The sequence below is a fragment of the Saccharopolyspora sp. NPDC002376 genome, from assembly GCF_053593195.1.
The window spans coordinates 47,267-69,542 of sequence record NZ_JBSFBZ010000003.1; the positions used below are offsets into that span (position 1 = coordinate 47,267).

A 22,276-nucleotide genomic window follows, 5' to 3' on the forward strand; every position below is an offset into this window, starting at 1 on the left:
TGGACTAGTGACGGCTCGCAAAAAGCGCCACGGCAGGCACATGTGGAAAACTGCTCCGCTCATCAGCGGAGTGTCCAGGAACCGGGCGCGAAGGTGGGTCGCGGTCACCGCGCTGACCCCTACGTTGCTGCTCCCGGTGACGCTGTTCGGAGCGTCGAGCTCCTTCCAGGCGGCGCCGCAGGCCCCGCAGGGGAAGACCGATTTGCGGGAGCTGGGCGTCACCGGGAACCTGCCGCGGGCCCGGAAACCCAGCCAGGACCTGCTGAGACAGGCGGGCGATCCGAACGAGCTGGCCAGCGGTTCCGGACGGAGTCTGGACCTGCCCAGCGGGAAGCTCGGCATCCCGGACACCGTGCTCAACGCCTATCACCGGGCCGCCGATCTGACCGACGAGCGCAACCCGGGCTGCGGGCTGCACTGGTCGGTGCTGGCGTCGATCGGCCGCATCGAATCGGGCCACGCCCGCTCCGGCAGCGTCGACGTGCTGGGCACGACCTCGCGCGCGATCCTCGGGCCTCGGCTCTCCGGTGGTCCCGGCGTCGCGGCGATCCCGGACACCGACGGCGGCGCGCTCGACGGCGACCCGGTGTGGGACCGCGCGGTCGGACCGATGCAGTTCATCCCGTCGACCTGGCGGAAGTTCGCGGTGGACGGCAAGGGCGACGGAGTCGCCAGCCCGCACAACGTCTACGACGCCACTGCGGCAGCAGGGCAGTACCTGTGCAGCGGTGGCGGGGACCTGCGCAATCCGCGCGACCTGGCGGCGGCGGTGTTCCGCTACAACCACTCCGAGCGCTACGTGCGCACGGTGCTGATCTGGGCGACGGCCTACGCGAACGGCGCGCTGCCGACGCCGTCGGAGCTGTCGCCGGCGGTCGATGACGTGCTCGCGGGCGAGCGCCTTCCCGAAGGCCCCGCAGTGCTGGCCATGCCCGAGGAACCGGCGCCGGAAACACCACCGGCGCCGTCTGCTGAACAACCGCCGCCGACGGAATCCGCAGCGCCCTCGACCCAGCCCGGGGAGTTGCCGCCGATCGCCGGTGGAGCACTGCCGCACGAGCCCGGCGAGGCGAGCGTCCCGGAACCGACGCCGCCGAACCTGACCCCGTCGCCGAGCCCGACCGAGCCGGGGCCGACTCAACCTGGCCCGACGCAGCCGGGCGCGTCTGAGCCGCCGCCGTCCGACGCGAAGCCGGGAACACCGACGGAGACCCGGCCGCCCGAGTCGAAGCCGGAAACTCAGGCGCCTAGCACGCAACCTGCGGAGCCTGCACCTGGCGCACCGTCCTCGGAAGCTCCACCGCCTGAAGCGAGCCCCGCACCGGCGCCCGAGCCGAAGCCGGAGACCCCAGCGCCCGCCGCACCGCCGTCGGAAAACCGGCCGCCGGAGGCGAAGCCGGCCCCTCCGCAGCCGGAGAATCCGGCCTCCGAGGCCAAGCCGGGAACCCCTCCGGCGGGGTCTCCCGCGCCGCCGGCACCGGAGACCCCGCCGGAGCCCGCCAGCGGTGCCCGGCCGACGCCACCGTCCGTCACCGAGCCTCCGACGACGCTGCCCGAAACGGGTGACCCCGCTCCGGCGCGGATCGAGTCGCTCGGCACCTGCGATCCGGCCGTGCTTGGCCGCGGCGAGTTCTCCCCTTCGCAGCCGCCGCAGGGCACCGAGATCCAGCCGGGAACCACCGATCCCACGACCCTCGCACCGGGCCAGGAGGTCTACGTCTCGACCGGCACACCGGGCGTCATCGGGACCTGCACAACGGGAATTCCCACTTCTCCGCGCTGAGTTTCACAGCCCCGCGGGCGGGGCTCGGAGCGCTTGCTCCGGGCAAGTAGCGTTGACCGTGAGGGCTGCGCGAAGCGGAGGAGGACGCAGATGTCACGGGTGGCGGCGATCGACTGCGGGACGAACTCGATCCGCTTGCTGGTAGCCGATGTAACGGTGCACGAAGACGGTCGGCGCGACCTGCGCGACGTGCACCGCGAGATGCGGATCGTCCGCCTCGGGCAGGGCGTGGACTCCACCGGGCGGCTCGCCGACGAGGCGCTGGCGCGGACCAAGGCGGCGCTGGAGGTCTACGCCCGGATCTCCGTGCGCAAGGGCGTCGAGCGCATCCGCATGGTCGCGACCTCGGCGACGCGCGATGCGTCCAACCGCGAGGACTTCTTCTCCATGGTCCGGGAGACCCTGGGCGTCGACGCCGAGGTGATCAGCGGCGACGAGGAGGCCCGGCTGTCGTTCACCGGCGCGGTCGGTGACCTCGATCCGCTGGATGGCCCGTTCGTGGTCACCGATGTGGGTGGTGGCTCCAGTGAGGTCGTGGTGGGCACCTGGGACGGTGCGAGCGCTGACATCGCGGCCGCGTACTCGGCGGACGTGGGGTGCGTGCGGCTGACCGAGCGCTGCCTGCACAGCGACCCGCCCACCGACGAGGAGGTGCGGGAGGCCGAGAAGGTGGCCCGGCAGGTGCTCGACGAGGCCTTCGCGGCGGTGGACTGCTCGGGCGTCAAGACGTGGGTCGGCGTGGCGGGAACGGCCACCACGTTGTCCGCGATCGCGCAAGAACTCCCGGAATACGATCCGGCCGCCATTCACCTTTCCCATATTTCCCACAATAGGATTGAGCGAATCACCGAGGAACTGCTCGGGATGTCGCACGATGAACGCTCCGCAATCGGTTCTATGCACCCCGGCCGAGTGGATGTGATCGGCGGCGGTGCGCTGGTGATCAAGGTTCTCGCGGAGGAATTGGCGGAGCGGGCGGGGATTACCGGCGTTACTGTCAGTGAGCACGACATTCTGGATGGCATAGCACTGTCTATCAGCTAGTTCTCACATTGTGGAAGATTGATTCCAACCTTTGGGTGAAAGAACTGCTGTATCGAATCAGAAAGTGACGGCTTTGTGACAGGGCATCGCCGTGATGTAGTTCTCCTTTATGTTTACGCTCGTCTGACGCGGCGGTGAATGTTCCGCCGCGCGTGATGTCTGGGAAGGCGACTTCCGAGCACGCGTGGAAACAGGAGGACGGTAAATGCGGAAACGACGCTTGGTCGCCTGGGTCGCGGCCCCGCTGGCGGTGGGGTTGCTTGCCAGCGGGTGCGGCGGCGGTGGCGGCGGTGGTGGTGCCGAAGACGGCATCGTGTCGGTCAACCACACCGAGCCTGAGAACCCGCTGGTGCCGAGCAACACCACCGAGACCGGTGGCGGCAACGTGCTGAAGATGATGTTCAGCGGCCTGGTCGGGTACGACGAGAAGACCACCGAGCCGTACTACGAGGTCGCCGAGTCGATCGACACGACCGACAACAAGGTCTACCAGATCAAGCTCAAGCCGGGCTGGACCTTCCACGACGGCAGCCCGGTCACCTCGGAGAGCTTCGTCAAGGCCTGGAACTACGCCGCCTACGCGCCGAACGGCCAGTCCGCTGCGTCCTTCTTCGACCACATCCAGGGCTTCCGGGAGGTCAACCCAAGCGGGGGAGAGGACGACGGCAGCGGGCCGCCGCCCACCGCGAAGGAGATGTCCGGCCTGAAGGTGATCGACCCGCTGAGCTTCGAAGTCACCCTCGACGCGCCGTTCACCACCTTCCGGACGATGCTCGGCTACACCGCGTTCTCGCCGCTGCCGGAGAGCTTCTTCAAGGACCCGAAGGCCTTCGAGGAGCGCCCGGTCGGCAACGGGGCGTTCAAGTTCGACTCGCGGCAGCCGAACACCTTCATCAAGCTCGTCAAGAACGACAACTACCCGGGCCGCGACAAGCCGCAGATCAACGGCATCGAGTTCCGCATCTACAACGAGCTGGAGACCGCCTACCAGGACGTGGTCTCGGGCAACCTCGACTTCATCGACCAGCTGCCGCCGTCGGCGATGGTCGGTGACAAGTGGAAGACCGACCTGCAGGACCGCGGTGAGGCCAAGCCGATCCTGAGCAACAACGCGCTCCAGGTTCCGCTGTACGACCCGCAGTACAAGGACCCGAAGGTCCGGCAGGCCCTGTCGATGGCGATCGACCGCAAGCAGATCACCTCGACGGTCTTCCAGAACAGCTACGAGCCGGCCAAGGGCTGGGTCGTGGACGGTGCCATCCCGGACTACCCGTCCGGTGGCTGCGGTGAGTTCTGCGAGTTCAACCCGGAGAAGGCCAAGCAGCTGCTGGCCGAGACCGGCTTCAAGGGCCCGGTGACCATCACCTCGAACTCCGACGGCGGTCACAAGGAGTGGATCGAGGCGATCTGCGGCCAGTTCAAGAACAACCTGGGCTTGGACTGCACCTTCAACCCGGTGCCGACGTTCTCCGAGTTCCTGAAGATGCACGACGAGAACGCGCACAAGGGGCCGTTCCGCTTCGGCTGGCTGGGTGACTACCCGGCGGCCGAGACCTTCCTGGGCAAGGTCTACCGCACCAACGCGTCGTCGAACTACATGCGCTACTCGAGCCCCGAGTTCGACGAGGCGATGAACCGCGCCGACCAGGCCCCGACCGAGGACGAGGCGAACAAGCTGTACGCCGAGGCGGAGAAGATCCTGGCCAAGGACATGCCGTCCATCCCGCTTTGGGACCAGAAGGCTTCCGTCGGCTGGTCCGACCGGCTCGAAGGTGCGACGGTGACCTTTGACCGCATGCTGAACTTCAAGACCGTCAAGCTGAAGTCCTGATCGGGTAAGCCCGGGTCCGGCCCGACCAGTTCGGGCCGGGCCCGGCTTGCGTCCTGGAGGAGGTTCACGTGGGACGCTATGTGCTGCGGCGGTTGCTGCAGCTGATCCCGGTATTCATCGGGACCACATTCATCATCTACGCCCTCATCTGGGCACTGCCCGGTGATCCGTTCGCCGGCCGCTGCGGGGACCGGCCGTGCCCGCCCGCTTACATCGCGGAGATGACCGAGAAGTACAACCTGAACGACCCCGTGATCGTTCAGTACTTCAAGTACCTGGGGCAGATCTTCCAAGGTGACTTCGGTGAGACCTTCTCGGGCATCCCGGTCAACCAGCTGGTGGCCGACGCGTACCCGATCACCCTGCGCCTGGCGATCGTGGCGCTGGCCTTTGCCGCGCTGATCGGCATCAGCGCCGGCATCCTGACCGGTCTGCGCGGGCGCGGGTTCCTGGACAGCCTCGTGCTGATGTCGACCCTGTTCCTGATTTCGCTGCCGGTGTTCGTCACCGGGTTCATCCTGCAGGTCGTGCTGGGCACCGAGCTCGGCATCATCAAGCCGAGCGTGAGCGCTCAGGCCACCTGGGGCGAGCTGATCGTGCCGGGCTTCGTGCTGGGCAGCACGTCGATGGCCTACGTCGCCCGGTTGACCCGCACCAGCCTCATGGAGAACAAGCGCGCCGACTACGTGCGCACCGCGGTGTCCAAGGGCCTCGAGCCCAAGCGGGTCGTCGGCGTGCACCTGCTGCGCAACTCGCTGATCCCGGTGATCACCTTCCTGGGCACCGAGCTCGGCGCGCTGATGGGCGGCGCCATCGTCACCGAGGGCATCTTCAACATCCGGGGCATCGGCGGCCTGGTCTACAAGGCCATCCTCACCAAAGAAGGCACCACGGTGGTCGGCATCGTGACCCTGCTGGTCCTGGTGTACCTGCTGATGAACCTGCTCGTGGACTTGCTCTACGCGGTTCTCGACCCGAGGATCCGATATGACTGAACAAAGCACTTCCAGTCTGGCTTCGGATCCGGCTCCGTCCGGCTCCGCGGCCGAAGCGGCCAAGGCCGCCGCCAAGCTCGAGAAGCCGCGCGGTCTGTGGGGCGACGCCTGGCGCGACCTGCGCAAGCGGCCGACCTTCCTGATCTCGATGGGGATCATCTTCGTGCTGCTGGTGATGGCCGTCTTCCCGCAGCTGTTCACCTCGGTGGACCCGAACCACGGGGACCTGTCCCGAGCTTGGCAGAAGCCGTCGGCGGAGGCCTGGTTCGGCTACGACACGCAGGGTCGCGACATCTACGCCCGCGCCATCTACGGTGCGCGCGCGTCGATCGTCGTCGGTGTGCTGTCGACCGCGGTGACGGTGCTGATCGGTTCGGTGTTCGGCCTGATCGCCGGGTACTTCGGCGGCTGGCTGGACAGCCTGCTGTCCCGGTTCGGCGAGATCTTCCTGGGCCTGCCGTTCGTGCTCGGCGCGATCGTCATCCTGACTACGCTGAACCCGGCCACCGAGGCGCCCGACGCCGTCAAGATCACCTCGCTGGTGATCCTGTCGATCTCGCTGCTGTCCTGGCCGATCTCGATGCGGATCATGCGGTCCGCGGCGATCTCGGCGCGCAACCAGGACTACGTCAAGGCGGCGCGCGCCCTGGGCGCGGGGTCGGGACGGATCATCCTGCGGCACCTGCTGCCGAACTGCCTGGCGCCGGTCCTGGTGTACGCCACGATCGCGCTCGGTGCGTTCATCGCCGTCGAGGCGACGCTGTCGTTCCTCGGGCTGGGGCTGCGATCCCCGGTGGTGTCGTGGGGCGTGATGATCGCCGACTCCCGTCAGTACATCCAGACCTCCCCGCACCTGCTGGTCTTCCCGGCGGCGTTCCTGGTGGTTACCGTGCTGGCGTTCGTGATGCTCGGTGATGCCGTGCGCGACGCGCTCGACCCGAAGCAGAAGTAGGAGAAACCGCTTTGTCTACTGTGGACGAAAAGGACTCGGCGGAGCGCCTGCTGGAGGTCGAGGACCTGCACGTGGAGTTCCGCACCCGGGACGGGGTGGCCAAGGTCCTCAACGGGGTCAACTACCACGTCGATGCCGGTGAGACGCTTGCGGTGCTGGGTGAATCCGGCTCCGGCAAGAGCGTCACCGCCCAGACCATCATGGGCATCCTGGACATGCCGCCGGGCGTGATCACCGGCGGCGCGATCCGCTACCGCGGGGAAGACGTGCTCACGGCGACCGACCGCCGGCGGCGCGAGCTGCGCGGCGAGTCGATGTCGATGATCTTCCAGGACGCGCTGTCGGCGCTGAACCCGGTCTACACGGTCGGGTTCCAGATCGCCGAGCAGCTGCGGATGCGCCGGGGCATGTCCCGCAAGGAGGCCACGAAGCAGGCCGTCGAGCTGCTGGACCAGGTGAAGATCCCGAACGCCAAGCAGCGCGTGAAGGAGTACCCGCACCAGTTCTCCGGCGGCATGCGGCAGCGCGCGATGATCGCGATGTCGCTGGCGCTGGACCCGGACCTGCTCATCGCCGACGAGCCGACCACCGCGCTGGACGTCACGGTGCAGGCGCAGATCATGGACCTGCTCGACGAGCTGCGCCGCGAGCGCGGCATGGGCCTGATCCTGATCACCCACGACCTGGGCGTGGTCGCCGAGGTCGCGGACCGGATCGTGGTGATGTACGCGGGGCGGATCGTGGAGTCCTCCGACGCGTACTCGCTGTACAAGAAGCCGGGGCACCCCTACACCGAGGGCCTGATGCGGTCCATCCCGCGGCTGGACCTCAAGGGGCAGGAGCTGGAGACGATCAAGGGTCTGCCGCCGAACCTGCTGAAGGTGCCGTCGGGCTGCCCGTTCCACCCGCGCTGCCCGCGCGCCGAGGATCGCTGCAGCGCCGAGGTCCCGGCGCATCACAACCTGGGCTTGGGCCGGACCAGTGCCTGCCACTTCGCGGAGGAGTTGATGAGCCGTGGCTGAGCCGATCCTCCAGGTGAAGGACCTGGTCAAGCACTTCCCGGTGACGCGCGGCGTGCTGTTCAAGCGCACCATCGGCCAGGTGCGGGCCGTCGACGGCGTGTCGTTCGACCTCAACAAGGGCGAAACCCTCGGCGTGGTCGGCGAATCCGGCTGCGGCAAGTCGACCCTGGCGCAGGTGCTGATGCGGCTGGAGAAGCCGACCAGCGGCAGCGCGCTGTTCGAGGGCCGAGACATGTTCAAGATGCGCGGGTCCGAGCTGCGCAAGCTGCGGCGTGACATGCAGATCGTGCTGCAGGACCCGTACACCTCGCTGAACCCGCGCCGCACCGTCGGCGACATCGTCGGCGAGCCGTTCGAGATCCACCCCGAGGTGGCTCCGAAGGGCGAGCGGCGGCGCAAGGTGCAGGAGCTGCTGGAGGTCGTGGGGCTCAACCCCGAGCACATCCAGCGCTACCCGCACCAGTTCTCGGGTGGTCAGCGGCAGCGCATCGGCATCGCCCGGGCGCTGGCGCTGAAGCCGAAGGTGATCGTCTGCGACGAGCCGGTGTCCGCGCTGGACGTCTCCATCCAGGCGCAGGTGATGAACCTGCTCGGAGACCTCCAGCAGGAGTTCGGCCTGTCGTACGTGTTCATCGCCCACGACCTCGGGGTGGTCCGCCACCTGTCGGACCGGGTGGCGGTGATGTACCTGGGCAAGATGGTCGAGGTCGGCACGGACGAGCAGATCTACGAGCACCCGCAGCACCCGTACACGCAGGCGCTGCTGTCCTCGGTGCCGGTCCCGGACCCGACCCTGCGCGGCAAGCGCGAGGTCATCCGCCTGACCGGTGACGTCCCGAGCCCGGCGAACCCGCCCTCGGGCTGCCGCTTCCGCACCCGCTGCTGGAAGGCCCAGGACCGCTGCGCGGAGGAGATCCCGCAGCTGGAGGTCCGCCTCGGCGACCACCCCTCGGCCTGCCACTTCGCAGAAGAACGCCCCCACGTGGTGTCCTGACGGCGAACTGAACGAGGTGAAGGGCCCTTCCGGCCGCTGGTCGGAGGGGCCCTTCAGTCATTTACTGGTCGAGCGCGCCGTCCTTGATGGCACGCAGGAACGCGTGCCACCGCGAAGGATCGACGGCTAACTGCCCGCCATCGCGATCCTTGGTGTCCCTAATCCCAACTGCGTCGAAGCCGAGTCCGACCTCGACGCAGTTGTCGTTGTGCGGGCTGTAGCTGGACTTGCGCCACTGGATCTCGACGCAGGTGCCCTGTCCTTGGGAATAGCTGGACTTCCGCCAGTTCGTCATCGCTGGCCTCCACGACTTCATCGAGCGAACTCGTCCGCGACGCGCAGGATGAACTTCTCGGATTCAACCGGATCTAGCGCAGCCGCAACGAGTTGTTGCCACAGCAGAGTGTAGGCGTGGACGTCCTCGTGTCCGTCCAGGTAGCGGCCGTCTGTGAAGTCCTCGACGTAGACGAATTCGAGAGGTCCGGCGTTGCCAGGTGACGGTACGCGGAACAGCTTGAAGTCATGCGTCGCACGTGGGGCTGTTGCTGCGTCGAAAGGGAGAACCTGGATTTGGATGTTCTTGAGTCGTGCGATCTCGGCTACGTTGCGGAGTTGTTCTTCCATCAGCTTCCGGTCGCCCACGTGGCGGCGAAGCGAGGACTCGGATAGGACGAAGCTGACCTGTGGTGCATTGGATTTGGTCAGGACGGCCTGTCGTTCCAAGCGTGCTTCTACGGCATCCTCAGTGGACTGATCGCTGAGTTGCAGCTGGGCCGTGGTGAACAGCGCGCGGATGTACTCCTCTGTTTGAAGCAAGCCGGGCACGATCTCGGTCTGGTACTGGAAGATCGCGGAAGCGTCCGCTTCGAGGTCCACGGCCATCCGGAAGTACTTGGAGTACACGGATCGATAGCCGGACCACCGACCGCGGTCCTGGCTTCCTCGTGCCAGATCGAGGAGTTCGTCCAGGTCGACAGCGTTCGGCACGTGTTGTTCGTAGCCGTTCGCGAGCTTCTTCAGCAGATGCTGCGGCAACGCGGTGTGGCCGCGTTCGATCCTGCTCATCGTGCTGTTGGTCTTCCCGATGAGCTTGCCAGCAGCGTCGAGGTCGAGACCGGTCTGCTCCCGCGCGTGACGCAGGAGGTGGCCTACGAGGAGTCGCCGGACGGTCGGTGTTGGCATGCCGTAGAGCATCGCACTCGGTCTGCCCACGAGGGTTACACCCTTTCGCGTGGCAGTTGATCGTTTCCCTTGCGCCTCAACAGTACCTTCAATCACATTAAAGTGGGATTGCAACAAGTTGGGAGAGGGCGATGGCTGGGGACTTCTTCGGGGTGGACTGGTTCTGGCGGCCGATTGGCGTTGGGCGGCATGCCTTTGGCGTTGCTGCGAAGCGGGCTGAGCCTCATGACTCGGTGGCGTCGTTCTGCGGGGTTGAGGTTGAGGCGTGGCAGGTGCAGCGGCTTCCGCCGGAGTCGGAGTGGATCGACCAGGACACCTGCATGGATTGCTGGGTGCGGATCAGCGCCAGGTGGTCGTGAGTGCGTGGCAGTGCTCCAGCACGGCTGCGCACTCACGACATCTGACCTGCACAAACGCGACTTTTGGCGAAGGAATGGGGACGGGGATGTTCTGGCTTCAGGTGACCACGCTCGTGCTCGTCAACGTGCTGATCGCGAGCATGTTGTTCATTCGGCCGGCGCGGGCGCAGCACAGTGGTGCTGGGGATGGGGCGCTGAACGTGTGGCAGTTGATCGATGAGGTCGAGGCGGAGAGACGGCGACAAGTCGAGTCCACCGGTCGTCATCACCTCCGGTCGGATCCCTGAGCTGGTCCGGTGCCCGAATCCCCCGACCTCGCGGGCACCGGACCTCCCCGGTGGGCCGGGCGTCACCCCTCCCGGCGCCCGGCCCACCGCCCCCGGAAAGCTGATTGACTCTCCAGTGGCTGGAGTCCTTACGGTGGCGACGTCTGATCTGCTGGTCTGCTCGTCACGTCAGGAAGGGACCATGGCCGTTCGAAGTGACATCGGGGTCTGTCCCGAATGCCGAGCCCTGGCGCACGACCCACCGGATCAGGCGGAGTTGTCCGCTCCGAGGCGGGGGAAGGGGTGGGTGGAGAACACCACCTCCACCGGGACTTCGAAGTGCTCCGCGATGCGCAAAGCCAGGTGGAGGCTCGGGCTGTACTCGCCGCGCTCCAGGTAGCCCACCGTTTGGTAGTGCACGCCGAGGGCCTCGGCGAGCTGGCGGCGGGAGGTTCCCCGTTCCGCGCGCAGCATCGCGATGCGGTTGTAGATCGTCTCGCTCATGTTCCCTCCGCCGTCAGCGCACGCGCTGCATGGCTTTCTCCCTCCGCGCTGCCACGATCGAACCGGACTCGCGCCGCGCCATCCGCCGCAGGATCACCGGGGCCACGCTGAGTCCGAGCACGGCCCACAGGCCGAGCATCCCGATAGTTTCCAGGTGCCGCCAGGACTCGCCGATCTCGGCCGTCACCGCCGCGTCCGGCAGCAGCGCCGAGCGCATGCCCAGGCCCAGCCAGTACATCGGGAAGACCTGCGCGATCCACTGCACCCATTCCGGGAAGACGGTGATGGGGAAGAAGATCCCGGAGATCGCGACCAGTCCCATCATCGGCAGGAACATCAGCGCCATGCTGCTCGGTGTGTTGAACAGCGAGCCGAGGCTCGCCCCGATCGGGATCGTCGCGGTCAGGCCCAGGACCGTCAGCCCGAGCACGCCCAACCACGAACCCAGGCCGAGCGTGAAGCCCTCGAACATCACCAGGCACGGGATCAGCAGGATCGCCATGCTGATGAAGGTCATCCCGATGATCAGCACGATCTTGCCGATCAGGTAACCGAACATGCCGTGCGGCACGGCTTTGGCCCGCAGCAGCGTGCCGTCCTCGCGTTCGGTGACCAGCATCTGTCCCGTGCTGATCAGCCCGCCGAGCGCGATGGTCATGCCGAGCGCGCCGGGTACGCTCGTCATCCCGAGCGCGACGCCGTTCACGACGGAACTGCGTTGGGAGGACAGCACCACGAGCAGGATCACGGTCGGCGCCAGGTAGCCCATCAGGTCCTGCCGGTTGGCCAAGGTCTGGCGGAACTCGATCCACCCTCGCTGCAGCCCGACACGCACGGTGTTGGCGTTCACCGGTTCACCTCCACGTTCGCGAACGGCAGCGCGGCGATCTCGCCGTGCCCGGACTCGTGCGCCTGCACCAGCGCCATGTAGGTGTCCTCCAAGGTTGCCCGGCGCACTTCGAGGTCGGCTACGGATTCGCCGTGCTGCGCGAGCAGCTCGCGGACGAAGGCGGTCGCGTCCGCCGCGGAGTGCACGAACCGCTGGCCGTCGACGGACCACTTGATCTCGGAATCGGCGGTGACCTGCCGGGAGAGCTGGTCGGCGGAACCGTCGGCGACGATGCGGCCGCCAGCCAGGATCAAGATGCGGTCGGCCAGCTTCTCCACCTCGTCCAGGTCGTGCGTGGTGAGCAGGACGGTGGTGTCCTCGTCGGCGAGCTGGTGCACCAGGTCGTGGAACTCGCGCCGGGCCTGCGGGTCGAAGCCCACCGTGGGTTCGTCCAGGAACAGCAGTTCCGGGCGGCCGACGATGCCGATCGCCACGTCCAGCCGGCGCCGCTGCCCACCGGAGAGCTGCCGGATGCGCTTGTCCGCGTGCTCGGTCAGCCCGACCGCGTCGACGAGGTCGTCGGTGTTCCACGGCTTGCGGTAGGGCGTGTAGTAGCTGCTCAGGTGTGACAGCAGTTCGCGCACCTTCCACTTGCCGTGGTCGCGCCAGGACTGGAGCACGACGCCGAGCCGCGCCCGCCAGCGCTCGTCGCCGTGCGCCGGGTCGGCGCCGAGGACTCGGACGTCGCCGCCCGACCGCATCCGGAAGCCTTCCAGGATCTCGATCGTGGTGCTCTTGCCCGCCCCGTTGGGCCCCAGGAGCGCGAGGACTTCACCGCGGCGCGCGGTGAAGTCGACGCCTTTGAGCACGTCCGTCGTTCCGTAGCTCATCCGCAGGTCGCGAACGTCGAGCACGGTCGTATCGGTGGATGGCGGTATCGCGTGGTCGTTGGTAGCTGTCATTTCCCCAGTACCTTCTGTAATGTACATTCGTCGATATGTAGTACAGATACTACATCTCCGAAGCGGGGCTGATCGAGTGTGGCGTGGATCTCAGCATCGGAGAGATCGACTTCAGCCGCGGTGGACGGCGGCCGGATACTGGACGGGCCTTGCCAACGGGGGTTCGGTGGATAGCCTTGGCAGTGCTGGTGGTTCGTCCGCTTCCGCGCAGCGGGAGGGGACGAGGCAAGAGGGAACCCGGTGCGAATCCGGGACTGCCCCGCAGCGGTGAGCGGGAACGACCGCCGTCATCGAGCACTGGACGCCAACTTCTGGGAAGCGACGGCCAATAGGAATCTCCGATTCGGAGAGCGCCCGCGAGTCCGAAGACCTGCCGCCGGTGCGCCCGCTGACCGGTGGGCGCGGTTCGAGGTCTCGTGGGAGGACCTGACCGACGAGCGGCTGCTGCCTGCCCGCTGGTCCACGCCCGCACGACCTCGGCACCCCTGATGTCGAGCTCGCGAGGTGAGGACTTGACCGGCAAAATCGGATCGACCGTACTCGGGTATCCCCGGATCGGCCCGAAGCGAGAGCTGAAACGAGCCCTGGAGAGCTACTGGGCGGGCCGTTCCAGCGAGGCGGAACTGCGCGAAACCGCCCGGAACCTGCGCGTCGACACCTGGCGCCGGCTGCGCGACGCCGGCCTGGACTCGGTGCCCAGCAACACTTTTTCCTACTACGACCAGGTTCTCGACACCGCCGTCACCTTCGGTGCGGTGCCCAAGCGCTACACCGAGCTCGGACTCGGACCGCTGGACACCTACTTCGCGATGGCGCGGGGCGTGGATGCGGTGGCGCCTTTGGAGATGACCAAGTGGTTCGACACCAACTACCACTACCTGGTGCCGGAAATCGGTCCGGGCACGAAGTTCTCGTTGGCCGACCGCACGCCCGTCGAGCAGTACCGCGAGGCGCTGGAGGCCGGGGTGACCACGCGCCCGGTGATGGTCGGTCCGCTGACCTTCCTGCTGCTGGCCAAGTCCGCCGCGGGGGATTCCTTCCAGCCGCTGGGCAAGTTGCCTGAACTCCTCGAGGCCTACGCCGAACTGCTGCGCGAGCTGCACCGCGCCGGGGTCGAGTGGGTGCAGCTCGACGAGCCCGCGTTCGCCGCTGACCGCACGCCCGAGCAGCTCAAGGCGCTCGGCGATGCCTATCGGCAGCTAGGCGGGCTGTCCGCACGGCCGAAGCTGCTGGTAGCGGGGTACTTCGGCGACTTCGGCGAGGCCCTGCGGGTACTCGCGGGAACTCGGGTTGAAGCGTTCGGCGTGGACCTGGTGACCGATCCGTCCACTGTGGATTCGCTGTCCGGGGTGCCGGGGTTGCGGGACAAGACGCTGGTCGCCGGGCTCGTCGACGGGCGCAACATCTGGCGCACCGACCTCGACCGCGCGCTCACCACGGCGGCCACCCTGCTCGGCTTGGCCGGTGAGGTCGCCGTGAGCACGTCGTGCTCGCTGCTGCACGTGCCCTACGACGTTCAGGTCGAGGACATCGATCCGCAGGTCAAGTCCTGGCTGGCCTTCGCCGCGCAGAAGATCCACGAGGTCGTGGTGCTCGGGCGTGCTCTGCGGGACGGTCGGGACGTCGTGGCCGACGAGCTCTCCGCCGCACGCGACGCCATCGCCGACCGGGCGGGTGCGACGCGCGTGCGCAACAACCGCGTCCGCGCGCGGCTGGAGTCGCTGCGGCCGGAGCACTCGCAGCGCGGCGACTACCAGAAGCGGCGTGCGGCGCAGCAGAAGTCCTTGCAGCTGCCGCCGTTGCCGACCACGACGATCGGTTCGTTCCCGCAGACCACCGACGTCCGCAAGGCGCGCGCGGCGTTCCAGGGCGGACGCATCGACCGGGCCAGTTACCAGCAGCGGATGCGCGACGAGATCAAGCGCGTGATCGAACTGCAGGAGGCGATCGGCCTCGACGTGCTGGTGCACGGCGAACCCGAGCGCAACGACATGGTGCAGTACTTCGCCGAGCACCTGGACGGGTTCATCAGCACCGCCAACGGCTGGGTGCAGTCCTACGGATCCCGCTGCGTGCGACCGCCGATCCTCTACGGCGACGTGTTCCGGCCGGAGCCGATGACCGTCGAGTGGGCGACCTACGCGCAGAAGCTCACGTCGAAGCCGGTCAAGGGCATGCTCACCGGGCCGGTCACCATCCTGGCCTGGTCGTTCGTCCGCGACGACCAGCCGCTGGGCGACACCGCCGCGCAGGTCGCGATGGCCATCCGCGACGAGGTCCAGGACCTGGAGGCGGCCGGGATCCGGGTGATCCAGGTGGACGAGCCGGCGCTGCGCGAACTCCTCCCGCTGCGTGCGGCCCAGCACGAGGCGTACCTGGAGTGGGCGGTGTCGGCGTTCCGCCTGGCGACCTCCGGCGTCGCCGACTCCACCCAGATCCACACGCACCTGTGCTACTCGGAGTTCGGCGACGTGATCGACGCGATCGTGGCGCTGGACGCCGACGTGACCAGCATCGAAGCCGCCCGCTCGCGGATGGAGGTGCTGGACGACCTCAACGAGGTGGGCTTCGGCCGCGGCGTCGGGCCGGGCGTGTACGACATCCACTCCCCGCGGGTGCCGGACGCGGCGGAGGTGACCGACCTGCTGCGGGCGGCCCTGCGCTCGGTCCCGGCGGACCGGCTCTGGGTGAACCCGGACTGCGGTCTGAAGACCCGCGGCTACGCGGAGGTCGAGCCGGCCCTGAAGAACCTGGTCAGCGCAACGGAAGCGGTCCGCCGCGACCTGCCCTGACCACGCGGGTTGCGGGTGGTGCCGTACTCCCACCACTCACGGCACCACCCGCAGCACCCCCACGTCAGGTCTGGGGCGCGAGGTCCGGCCCGAGGGAGGAGAACTTCTCCCGGGAGACCACGCGGGGCGGGGGCCAGGTGATGTTGCGCGGCGGCCAGGACTGGCGGGTGCGCTTCAAGAACCACTCCGGGGGTTCGTACATCGGCGGCTCGAAGTCGGCGGGCAGCATGCTGCGCCACTCGACGTCCTTGGTGCGCTCGGCGAACTCGTCCTTGAGCGCCTGCAGCCGCTCGGGCTGGGTGAGCAGGTCGATCGCCAGTGCCGCGAGGTACTTCGACGCGGACAGCAGCGCCGCGTGGCCCATGGGGGCCGCGGTGGTCGCGGCGAACGCCCAGTTGTGCGTCTTGCAGCCGAGCGGGGCGACTGCGGTGCCGAGGCTGACGGTCGGAACCTGCCAGCTGATGTCGGCGACATCGGTGGAACCACCGCCCAGGAACACCGGGTTCGGCGGCTCCAGCTCACCGATCTCGGTGGCCGCGCCCTTCTCCGGCAGTCCGAGCGAGGCCTGGATCTGCCGGGCCAGCCGCTGATCGTCGTCGCTGAACCGCGGCGGTCCGATCTGCAGCATGTTCTCGTGCAGCAGCTCGGCGGCCGACTTCGACGGCAGCTTGTTCCAGCAGGCCGCGGTGATCTTGTGCTGCACCTTGGTCTGGCTGGCCTGCGCGGCGGCTTCCGCGCAGGAGACGACCTTGTCGAACAGCACCTTGACCCGCTCCGGGCTGCCCTCCCGCACATAGTAGGAGATCTGCGCGATCTCCGGCGTCACGTTCGGCGCGTCGCCGCCGTTGTTGATCACGTAGTGCAGCCGCCCTGACGGAGCCAGGTGCTCCTCGCGCAGGAACTCGGTCATCGTGGCGAGCATGATCGCCGCGTCCAGCGCGCTCTTGTTGCCCAGCGGGATCCCGCCGTGCCCGGACACGCCGAGGAAGGTGAACGTCACCGCGGTCAGCGCGCTGCTGGTGCCCCAGCCGGTCGAGTTGGTCGTGCCCGGATGCCAGTCCAGGAACGCGTCCAGCCCGCGGTACACGCCTTCGTGGACGGCGTAGGCCTTGCCGATCAGCTGCTCCTCGGCGGTCGAGCCGAAGAACTTGATGGTTCCGCCCACTCCGTTGCGGCGCATGCCCTCGGCGGTCGCCGCGGCCGCGCCTGCGGCGGCCGAGCCGAGCGCGGCGTGGCCGCAGCCGTGCCCTGGTCCGTAGGTCGGGGCGAACGGGTCGTGGTGGTAGACGAGCGGGTCGTGCTGGCCCGCGCCCTTCTTCTGCGACAGACCGGGAAGCGCGTCGTACTCACCGCTGAACCCGAGCGTCGGCCCATTGCCGTTGCGGAAGGTCGCGACGAACGCCGTCGGGAAGCCCGCCGCGCCCCACTCGATCTGGAAACCGTTGCGGCGCAGGAACTCCGCTTCGGCGATCGAGGAGTTCCACTCGCGCAGGGACAGCTCCGCGTGCTCCCAGACCTCGTCGTTGAGGCCGGTGATGTCCTTGTCGTGCGCGTCGATCCAGGCCAGCGCGCCGCGCTTGGCCGGGGTGTCCTTGGCCAGTCCGGTCGGTGGGGTGTAGCCGATCGCGGTGCCGGTGTCGCCGGTCGTCGCAGCCATCGCCGGATCGCTGGCCATCGCCAGTCCTGCTGAGGTGACGCCGGCCGCGCCGAGCAGTTGGAGCACTTGGTGCCGGCTCAATCCGCTCTGCGGTGCGGCATGTTCGTGGTCGCTATGGTGCAGGTCACACACGGAGCGCCTCCCGGGCTGGCGGTGCGAACGTTTGCCCCGGCAAGCATTCGGTTGATCGTTCGGCGAGGTCAAGGAGATCGACCCGAACGGACGTGTTTCCTGTTGACTTCCGGCCGAGGCCAGCAAGACTGGGGGTGTGGTCAAGACGCTGCACCCGCAGAACTACGCCGACGTCTACCACGTCGGCGACTACTTCCGGCAGGGCAATGCCGTGCTGATGGACCTGACGGACCTGACGAACGCCGAGGCGATACAGCTCGTCGACTTCGCGGCGGGCATGGTCGTTGCGCGGGACGGCAACATGGAGCGCGTCGCGCCGAAGGTCTTCCTGCTGAGCCACGCGAAGGAGGCGAGCGCGGGTTCCACCCGCTAGCTCCCGGGTGAGATGTCCTGCCGGGCAGAGATCGACCGCGCCTCGAAGGTGCTCGACATCGGCTGCGATCCGGTTGCGGCGTTCCGCGACATCGCGCGGGCACTGCGCCCAGGCGGATCTGGGGTGGTCGGGAGTCGAATGACCCCGCGCGGGGTGCCATCCGGGATGGAGCGGCCGGGGCTCGCCATCGTCGTCATCGACAAATCGGCGCGATGATGCTGCGAGTGGAATTGTTTTCGCGATTTCTTCGAATTCATGCGAGTGGTGGTAATCTGTTCGGCTGGAATTGAATGGCGGGACGATCGGGGGAATGCTAGCAAGTGCTCGACATGTCCAGGCCCGATCTATTGAAAAGCCTCTGAGCTGGGCGAATGTCGGTTATTTTGATCGTTTTGCGGCGGCGGCGCATATCGGGGATATCGCCTCACCGCATGAGGTGGTCATGTTGATTTCGAGTTGCCGTGCTTTGTTGTGCGGGCGATATGGTGACCGGTGCGGATCGGTGGAAAGCATTCGAGCTGGTTCATCGGTCTGAATTGGTCGGCGCGAGGTTCGTCGCCGCAGATCCGGTTCTCATGGAAGGAAGTGTCACGATGCGCACTGCCAAGCGAGTGGTGGCCGTTCTCACGGTGAGCCTCCCGCTGTTGTTGGGAGCGACGGCCACGGCGATGGCCGACGGCGAACACGATGGCTCCCCGACGCAGCAGCAGAACCAGGACGAGATCCAGGTGAGCAAGCCGACGAACAACAACAACTCGCCTTCGGTCGTGGTGCAGCAGGGCGACGGTAGCCACGTCGCCAACACCGGGCCGTCGCAGGTCAACAACGCGAACCAGACCCAGGCCGGTGACTGGGAGGACAACACCCAAGCCCAGTCGGTCGAGGACGATGGCTCTCCGACCCAGGTGCAGAACCAGAACGAAGTCCAGGTGAGCAAGCCGACGAACAACAACACCTCGCCTTCGGTCGTGGTGCAGCAGGGCAACGGTGACCACGTCGCCAACACCGGGCCGTCGCAGACCAACAACGCCGACCAGGACCAGGCCGGTGACTGGGACGGCAACGCGCAGGTCCAGGAGGTCGACCCGCGCTGACCGCGCATCAACCGTTGAAGAAGGTCCCGTTCTGGTTGGCGGAGCGGGACCTTCTGGCTGCTCGGGTGCACCGTTGATGCGTGTCGGTCCGGTGGACGTCGTGGTCGGCGCGAGCTCGATGATCAGCCGGCGCGGCTGGGGAGGGCGGAGTGGTGTCCTGACGATCCCGGTGTCGCTGACCGCGGTTCCACGGGTCCGCTCTGAGGTGGAAAACCGGTTGATCAGTCGGTTGAACCGCGTAGGGTTCACGGCTGCGCTCTTTCCGAAACGGCCTCTGGGGGAATCATGGGCGGCAGCCCGGCAGTTGATCAGTCCAATGTGGCGGAACTCCGCGCGTGGAACGGCAACCAGGGCGATTTCTGGGCTTCCCGTGCGGATCGGTTCAACGAGGGTGTCGCGGGTTACCAGGATGCGTTCCTGGACGCCGGTCGGATCGACCGCGCCTCGAAGGTGCTCGACATCGGCTGCGGTAGCGGGCAGACGGCTCGGGATGCGGCCCGGCGGGCGGTCGACGGTTCGGTGCTGGGCGTGGACCTGTCGTCGAGCATGATCGAGCTGGCGCGTGAGCTGGCCGCGCGCGATGAGCTGACCAACGTGGCGTTCGAGCAGGTCGACGCGCAGGTGCACGACTTCCCCGCGCAGCACTTCGACATCGCGGTCAGCCGCCACGGATCGATGTTCTTCGGCGATCCCGTCGCGGCGTTCCGCAACATCGCACGGGCGCTGCGCCCCGACGGACGCCTGGCGTTGCTGACCTGGCAGCCGATGGAGCGAATCGAGTGGATGGTCGCGTTCCGCACGCTGCTGGCTGCCGGACGCGAGCTGCCGAAGCCGCCCTCGCGCGGCCCGAGCCCGCTCTCGCTGAGCGATCCCGGCGTGGTCCGCGAACTGCTCTCGGATGCCGGATTCGCCGACGTGCAGCTGCGCGGCCTCGCCGAACCGATGTACTTCGGCCGCGACGTGGACGACGCGTGCGACTTCATCACCGAACAGCACGCCTGGCTGCTTGCCGACCTCGACGCGAGCGAGCGGGCCCGCGCCGTCGCCGACCTGCGCGCGGATCTAGCCGGCCACCAGACCGAACGCGGCGTGCTCTACGACTCGGCGGCCTGGCTGGTCGAGGCCCGCCGCCGCTGAGCCCACCGGAGCGGGCCCAGCGGTACGCCGAGATCAGCCGTTCACGAACTCCGCGAGGTGCGCGGACTGCTCCAGCCGCGAGCGCTCGTGGACGTACATCATGTGCCCGGCGGGGTAGTAGCGGACGTCGATGTTCTCCCGCAGCTCCGCCGGGATCGGCAGCCGGGCCAGCACGTGCTCGGCCGCGAAGTACGGCGTCGCGCCGTCGGTGTAACCGCAGCCGACGTGGATCCGCAGGTGCGGGTTGGCCTGAATGGCCGCGCCGAGCTTGTCCACGACGGACACGCTCGCGCCCTCGAACTCCTTGTAGGACCAGGGCTGCACCTTGCTGGTGATCATCTCGTAGGGCAGGTCGCTGGTGTAGTCGAGCTCTTCGCGCAGGTAGTGGTTGATCGACGCCGCGTAGGCCCCGAGGATCCCGGAGATGCTCGGGTCGTCGGTGAAGTGCTCACCCGCCGCGTCCGGCTCCCAGCCGGTGAACCGGCCGTCCATCCGGCCCACCGTCTGCCGCCGGTCGCGCAGCAGCTCGGTGAAGAACCGGATGTGCTCGATGCGCAGGTTCGCGCGCTCCACGTAGTCCTCGGAGAGCCCGGACAGCTCCGCGACCCGGCGCACCACGTCGGCCCGCTCCTCGTCGGACAGCCGCGCGCCGCGGGCCAGCGCCCACTGGTACTCCTTGGCGGCGAACTCCTCGGCCTCGTCGAGCACCTCGCGCAGCGGCCGGTCGCCGTGCTTGCCGTGGTGGTGCGCGATCGCCGCGTAGGTCGGCAGGTAGAGCGAGTACGGCAGGTCGTTGCCCTCGGTGAACCGGATCGTGCCCATGTCCAGCACCGAGGAGATCAGCAGCAGGCCGTTCGGGTAGAGCCCGTACCGGGACTGCAGGTGCTCGGCCAGCGCCGCCGCGCGCAGCGTGCCGTAGGACTCGCCGGCCAGGTACTTCGGCGACATCCACCGGCCATTGCGGGTGGTCCACAGCCGGATCACCTCGGCGATGGACTCGATGTCGCGCTTGTAACCGTGGAAGTCGTCCGGCGTGCCGCCCGCGACGGCCCGCGAGTACCCGGTGGACACCGGGTCGATGAACACCAGATCACTGTGCGCCAGCAGGGTTTCCGGGTTGTCGGCCAGCCCGTAGGGCGGCGGGGCGAGGTCGCCGGCATCGCCGGAGACGACGCGCCGCGGGCCGAGCAGCCCGAGGTGCAGCCACACGCTCGAGGACCCCGGGCCGCCGTTGAACGCGAAGGTCACCGGCCGGGTGGTCCCGGGCTCGGCGTCGACGACGTAGGAGGTCACGAAGACCTCGGCCTTGGGCTTGAACCCGTCGAACTTGCCGTCGGCGTGCACCTCTTCGCGCAGCACGACGCGCCCGGTCGTGGCGGTGTAGGACAGCTCCGCGCCGTCCACCTCGATCGAGTGGTGCGTGCTGACCAGGTCGTCGGCCGGCTCCGCCGGGATGGTCGTTTCCTTGCTCTCGTCGGTCTTGTCCGCGCTGGCTGCCATGCCGACCACATTACGTGCCGCTGAACCGGTTTTCTGCGATTTTTGAGAGGTGCCCGCCACGACCTCCAGGCTGGTCACCGACCCCGTCGGCGACCCCGCCACCGCCGCCCCAACCGCATCTCGGCTGTCCGACCTGGACCAGCTGATCACCCGCTGCACGGCCTGCCCGCGCCTGGTGTCCTGGCGCGAGGAGGTGGCCGAGGTCAAGCGCGCGGCGTTCCGCGACGAGGAGTACTGGGGCCGCCCGGTCCCCGGCTTCGGCCCGCCGGACGCCGCGATCGCCATCGTCGGCCTGGCCCCGGCAGCCCACGGCGGCAACCGCACCGGCCGCATCTTCACCGGAGACCGCAGCGGCGACGTCCTGTTCCAGGCGCTCTACGACGTCGGCCTGGCGTCACAACCCGAAGCGCACCACGTGGACGACGGCCTGCAGCTCTTCCACACCAGGATCACGGCCCCGGTGCACTGCGCCCCGCCGGCCAACAAGCCGACCCCGACCGAACGAGACACCTGCCGCCCGTGGCTGGTCCAAGAGCTCGACCTCCTCCGCCCGACCCTGCGAGTGGTGATCGTCCTCGGAGCCTTCGGCTGGCAAGCCCTCCTGCCGGTCCTGGCCGACGCGGCGTGGCGAATCCCGCGCCCCCGCCCCAAGTTCGGCCACGAAGCCCACGCCGAACTTCCAGCGGCAGACGGAGGAAACCCCCTCCACCTCCTCGGCTGCTACCACGTCAGCCAGCAGAACACCTTCACCGGAAAGCTGACCCCGGAGATGCTGCGCGGCGTCCTGCAACGAGCGAAGCAGCTGGCGCGACTGGTTGACGACGCGCGGTGACCCCAAATTTTGTCGGGCGTCGCTAGCCGTGCCGAC

Annotated in this window: 21 protein-coding genes and 1 riboswitch; of the genes, 14 read left to right on the top strand and 7 right to left on the bottom strand. The window is 67.9% G+C overall.

From position 1 onward, the window contains the following. Positions 1 to 70: 70 nt before the first annotated feature. The 7 genes from ACWCO2_RS03190 to ACWCO2_RS03220 all read left to right on the top strand — a co-directional run bounded on the left by ACWCO2_RS03190 (position 71) and on the right by ACWCO2_RS03220 (position 8,621). On the top strand, positions 71 to 1,783 hold the full coding sequence (locus ACWCO2_RS03190) for a lytic murein transglycosylase (RefSeq protein ID WP_450126053.1): 1,713 nt from the start codon (positions 71 to 73) through the stop codon (positions 1,781 to 1,783). A gap of 90 nt (positions 1,784 to 1,873) precedes the next feature. Further along, complete coding sequence (locus ACWCO2_RS03195; protein ID WP_450126054.1) at positions 1,874 to 2,827, top strand: Ppx/GppA phosphatase family protein; 954 nt, start codon at positions 1,874 to 1,876, stop codon at positions 2,825 to 2,827. Between the two features lie 205 nt (positions 2,828 to 3,032). After that, the gene (locus ACWCO2_RS03200) at positions 3,033 to 4,658 is read left to right on the top strand and encodes a peptide ABC transporter substrate-binding protein (protein ID WP_450126055.1); all 1,626 of its coding nucleotides are present in this window, start codon (positions 3,033 to 3,035) and stop codon (positions 4,656 to 4,658) included. 68 nt (positions 4,659 to 4,726) lie between these two features. Continuing rightward, entirely contained in the window at positions 4,727 to 5,653 is a 927-nt protein-coding gene (locus ACWCO2_RS03205) for an ABC transporter permease (protein ID WP_450126056.1), read from the top strand. Further along, positions 5,646 to 6,605 carry an ABC transporter permease gene (locus ACWCO2_RS03210; RefSeq protein WP_450126057.1) on the top strand — a complete coding sequence of 320 codons (960 nt, stop codon included), beginning with the start codon at positions 5,646 to 5,648 and terminating at the stop codon, positions 6,603 to 6,605. Before ACWCO2_RS03205 ends, ACWCO2_RS03210 begins: the two co-directional genes overlap by 8 nt. An 11-nt stretch (positions 6,606 to 6,616) precedes the next feature. Continuing rightward, positions 6,617 to 7,627, top strand: coding sequence for an ABC transporter ATP-binding protein (locus tag ACWCO2_RS03215; protein WP_450126058.1), 1,011 nt, complete (start codon positions 6,617 to 6,619; stop codon positions 7,625 to 7,627). After that, on the top strand, positions 7,620 to 8,621 hold the full coding sequence (locus tag ACWCO2_RS03220; RefSeq protein WP_450126059.1) for an ABC transporter ATP-binding protein: 1,002 nt from the start codon (positions 7,620 to 7,622) through the stop codon (positions 8,619 to 8,621). The genes ACWCO2_RS03215 and ACWCO2_RS03220 overlap by 8 nt, the downstream gene beginning before the upstream one ends. 61 nt (positions 8,622 to 8,682) lie before the next feature. On the opposite strand, the gene ACWCO2_RS03225 is transcribed toward ACWCO2_RS03220, so the two are convergent. Together ACWCO2_RS03225 and ACWCO2_RS03230 are read right to left on the bottom strand one after the other, a co-directional pair. Beyond that, on the bottom strand, positions 8,683 to 8,916 hold the full coding sequence (locus ACWCO2_RS03225; RefSeq protein WP_450126060.1) for a DUF397 domain-containing protein: 234 nt from the start codon (positions 8,914 to 8,916) through the stop codon (positions 8,683 to 8,685). A gap of 17 nt (positions 8,917 to 8,933) precedes the next feature. Then, a complete protein-coding gene (locus ACWCO2_RS03230; RefSeq protein WP_450126061.1) occupies positions 8,934 to 9,920 on the bottom strand; it encodes a helix-turn-helix domain-containing protein in 987 nt (328 codons plus the stop codon). 343 nt (positions 9,921 to 10,263) lie between these two features. On the opposite strand from ACWCO2_RS03230, the gene ACWCO2_RS03235 reads away from it, so the two are divergent. Next, entirely contained in the window at positions 10,264 to 10,449 is a 186-nt protein-coding gene (locus ACWCO2_RS03235) for a hypothetical protein (RefSeq protein WP_450126062.1), read from the top strand. A gap of 246 nt (positions 10,450 to 10,695) precedes the next feature. Here the strand turns inward: ACWCO2_RS03235 and ACWCO2_RS03240 are convergent, their stop codons facing one another. Genes ACWCO2_RS03240 through ACWCO2_RS03250 form a run of 3 tightly spaced genes read right to left on the bottom strand, consistent with a single transcriptional unit; the run spans position 10,696 to position 12,723 of the window. Beyond that, positions 10,696 to 10,932, bottom strand: a complete 237-nt coding sequence (locus ACWCO2_RS03240) for a helix-turn-helix transcriptional regulator (protein WP_450126063.1) — start codon at positions 10,930 to 10,932, stop codon at positions 10,696 to 10,698. Between the two features lie 13 nt (positions 10,933 to 10,945). Continuing rightward, positions 10,946 to 11,782, bottom strand: a complete 837-nt coding sequence (locus ACWCO2_RS03245; RefSeq protein WP_450126064.1) for an ABC transporter permease — start codon at positions 11,780 to 11,782, stop codon at positions 10,946 to 10,948. Further along, positions 11,779 to 12,723, bottom strand: a complete 945-nt coding sequence (locus ACWCO2_RS03250; RefSeq protein ID WP_450126065.1) for an ABC transporter ATP-binding protein — start codon at positions 12,721 to 12,723, stop codon at positions 11,779 to 11,781. The genes ACWCO2_RS03245 and ACWCO2_RS03250 overlap by 4 nt, the downstream gene beginning before the upstream one ends. A gap of 172 nt (positions 12,724 to 12,895) precedes the next feature. Beyond that, positions 12,896 to 13,115: riboswitch (cobalamin riboswitch) on the top strand. A gap of 120 nt (positions 13,116 to 13,235) precedes the next feature. Here ACWCO2_RS03250 and metE point away from each other — a divergent pair. Next, on the top strand, positions 13,236 to 15,515 hold the full coding sequence (gene metE, locus ACWCO2_RS03255) for a 5-methyltetrahydropteroyltriglutamate--homocysteine S-methyltransferase (RefSeq protein WP_450126066.1): 2,280 nt from the start codon (positions 13,236 to 13,238) through the stop codon (positions 15,513 to 15,515). Between the two features lie 64 nt (positions 15,516 to 15,579). Here the strand turns inward: metE and ACWCO2_RS03260 are convergent, their stop codons facing one another. Further along, entirely contained in the window at positions 15,580 to 17,253 is a 1,674-nt protein-coding gene (locus ACWCO2_RS03260) for an amidohydrolase (protein ID WP_450126067.1), read from the bottom strand. A gap of 187 nt (positions 17,254 to 17,440) precedes the next feature. Between ACWCO2_RS03260 and ACWCO2_RS03265 the strand changes: the two genes are divergently transcribed. The 4 genes from ACWCO2_RS03265 to ACWCO2_RS03280 all read left to right on the top strand — a co-directional run bounded on the left by ACWCO2_RS03265 (position 17,441) and on the right by ACWCO2_RS03280 (position 19,908). Further along, entirely contained in the window at positions 17,441 to 17,677 is a 237-nt protein-coding gene (locus ACWCO2_RS03265) for a cell division protein SepF (RefSeq protein WP_450126068.1), read from the top strand. A 12-nt stretch (positions 17,678 to 17,689) separates the two neighbouring features. Beyond that, positions 17,690 to 17,893: a hypothetical protein gene (locus tag ACWCO2_RS03270; RefSeq protein ID WP_450126069.1), complete on the top strand. Its 204-nt coding sequence runs from the start codon at positions 17,690 to 17,692 to the stop codon at positions 17,891 to 17,893. A gap of 377 nt (positions 17,894 to 18,270) precedes the next feature. Next, positions 18,271 to 18,771: a hypothetical protein gene (locus ACWCO2_RS03275; protein ID WP_450126070.1), complete on the top strand. Its 501-nt coding sequence runs from the start codon at positions 18,271 to 18,273 to the stop codon at positions 18,769 to 18,771. A gap of 285 nt (positions 18,772 to 19,056) precedes the next feature. Continuing rightward, positions 19,057 to 19,908, top strand: coding sequence for a class I SAM-dependent methyltransferase (locus ACWCO2_RS03280; RefSeq protein ID WP_450126071.1), 852 nt, complete (start codon positions 19,057 to 19,059; stop codon positions 19,906 to 19,908). Positions 19,909 to 19,941: 33 nt separating this feature from the next. Here ACWCO2_RS03280 and ACWCO2_RS03285 read toward each other — a convergent pair whose 3' ends face one another. Next, positions 19,942 to 21,408, bottom strand: coding sequence for a S10 family peptidase (locus ACWCO2_RS03285; protein ID WP_450126072.1), 1,467 nt, complete (start codon positions 21,406 to 21,408; stop codon positions 19,942 to 19,944). A gap of 124 nt (positions 21,409 to 21,532) precedes the next feature. Here ACWCO2_RS03285 and ACWCO2_RS03290 point away from each other — a divergent pair, with 124 nt between their 5' ends. Further along, on the top strand, positions 21,533 to 22,240 hold the full coding sequence (locus tag ACWCO2_RS03290; RefSeq protein WP_450126244.1) for a uracil-DNA glycosylase: 708 nt from the start codon (positions 21,533 to 21,535) through the stop codon (positions 22,238 to 22,240). The last annotated feature ends 36 nt before the right edge of the window (positions 22,241 to 22,276 follow it).

Excerpts from the sequence above, each read along its gene's own strand:
- ACWCO2_RS03195 (WP_450126054.1), top strand. The coding sequence starts at position 1,874 with ATGTCACGGGTGGCGGCGATCGACTGCGGGACGAACTCGATCCGCTTG.
- ACWCO2_RS03200 (WP_450126055.1), top strand. The coding sequence starts at position 3,033 with ATGCGGAAACGACGCTTGGTCGCCTGGGTCGCGGCCCCGCTGGCGGTG.
- ACWCO2_RS03210 (WP_450126057.1), top strand. The coding sequence starts at position 5,646 with ATGACTGAACAAAGCACTTCCAGTCTGGCTTCGGATCCGGCTCCGTCC.
- ACWCO2_RS03225 (WP_450126060.1), bottom strand. The coding sequence starts at position 8,916 with ATGACGAACTGGCGGAAGTCCAGCTATTCCCAAGGACAGGGCACCTGC.
- ACWCO2_RS03240 (WP_450126063.1), bottom strand. The coding sequence starts at position 10,932 with ATGAGCGAGACGATCTACAACCGCATCGCGATGCTGCGCGCGGAACGG.
- ACWCO2_RS03250 (WP_450126065.1), bottom strand. The coding sequence starts at position 12,723 with ATGACAGCTACCAACGACCACGCGATACCGCCATCCACCGATACGACC.
- ACWCO2_RS03270 (WP_450126069.1), top strand. The coding sequence starts at position 17,690 with ATGTCCTGCCGGGCAGAGATCGACCGCGCCTCGAAGGTGCTCGACATC.
- ACWCO2_RS03275 (WP_450126070.1), top strand. The coding sequence starts at position 18,271 with ATGCGCACTGCCAAGCGAGTGGTGGCCGTTCTCACGGTGAGCCTCCCG.
- ACWCO2_RS03280 (WP_450126071.1), top strand. The coding sequence starts at position 19,057 with ATGGGCGGCAGCCCGGCAGTTGATCAGTCCAATGTGGCGGAACTCCGC.
- ACWCO2_RS03285 (WP_450126072.1), bottom strand. The coding sequence starts at position 21,408 with ATGGCAGCCAGCGCGGACAAGACCGACGAGAGCAAGGAAACGACCATC.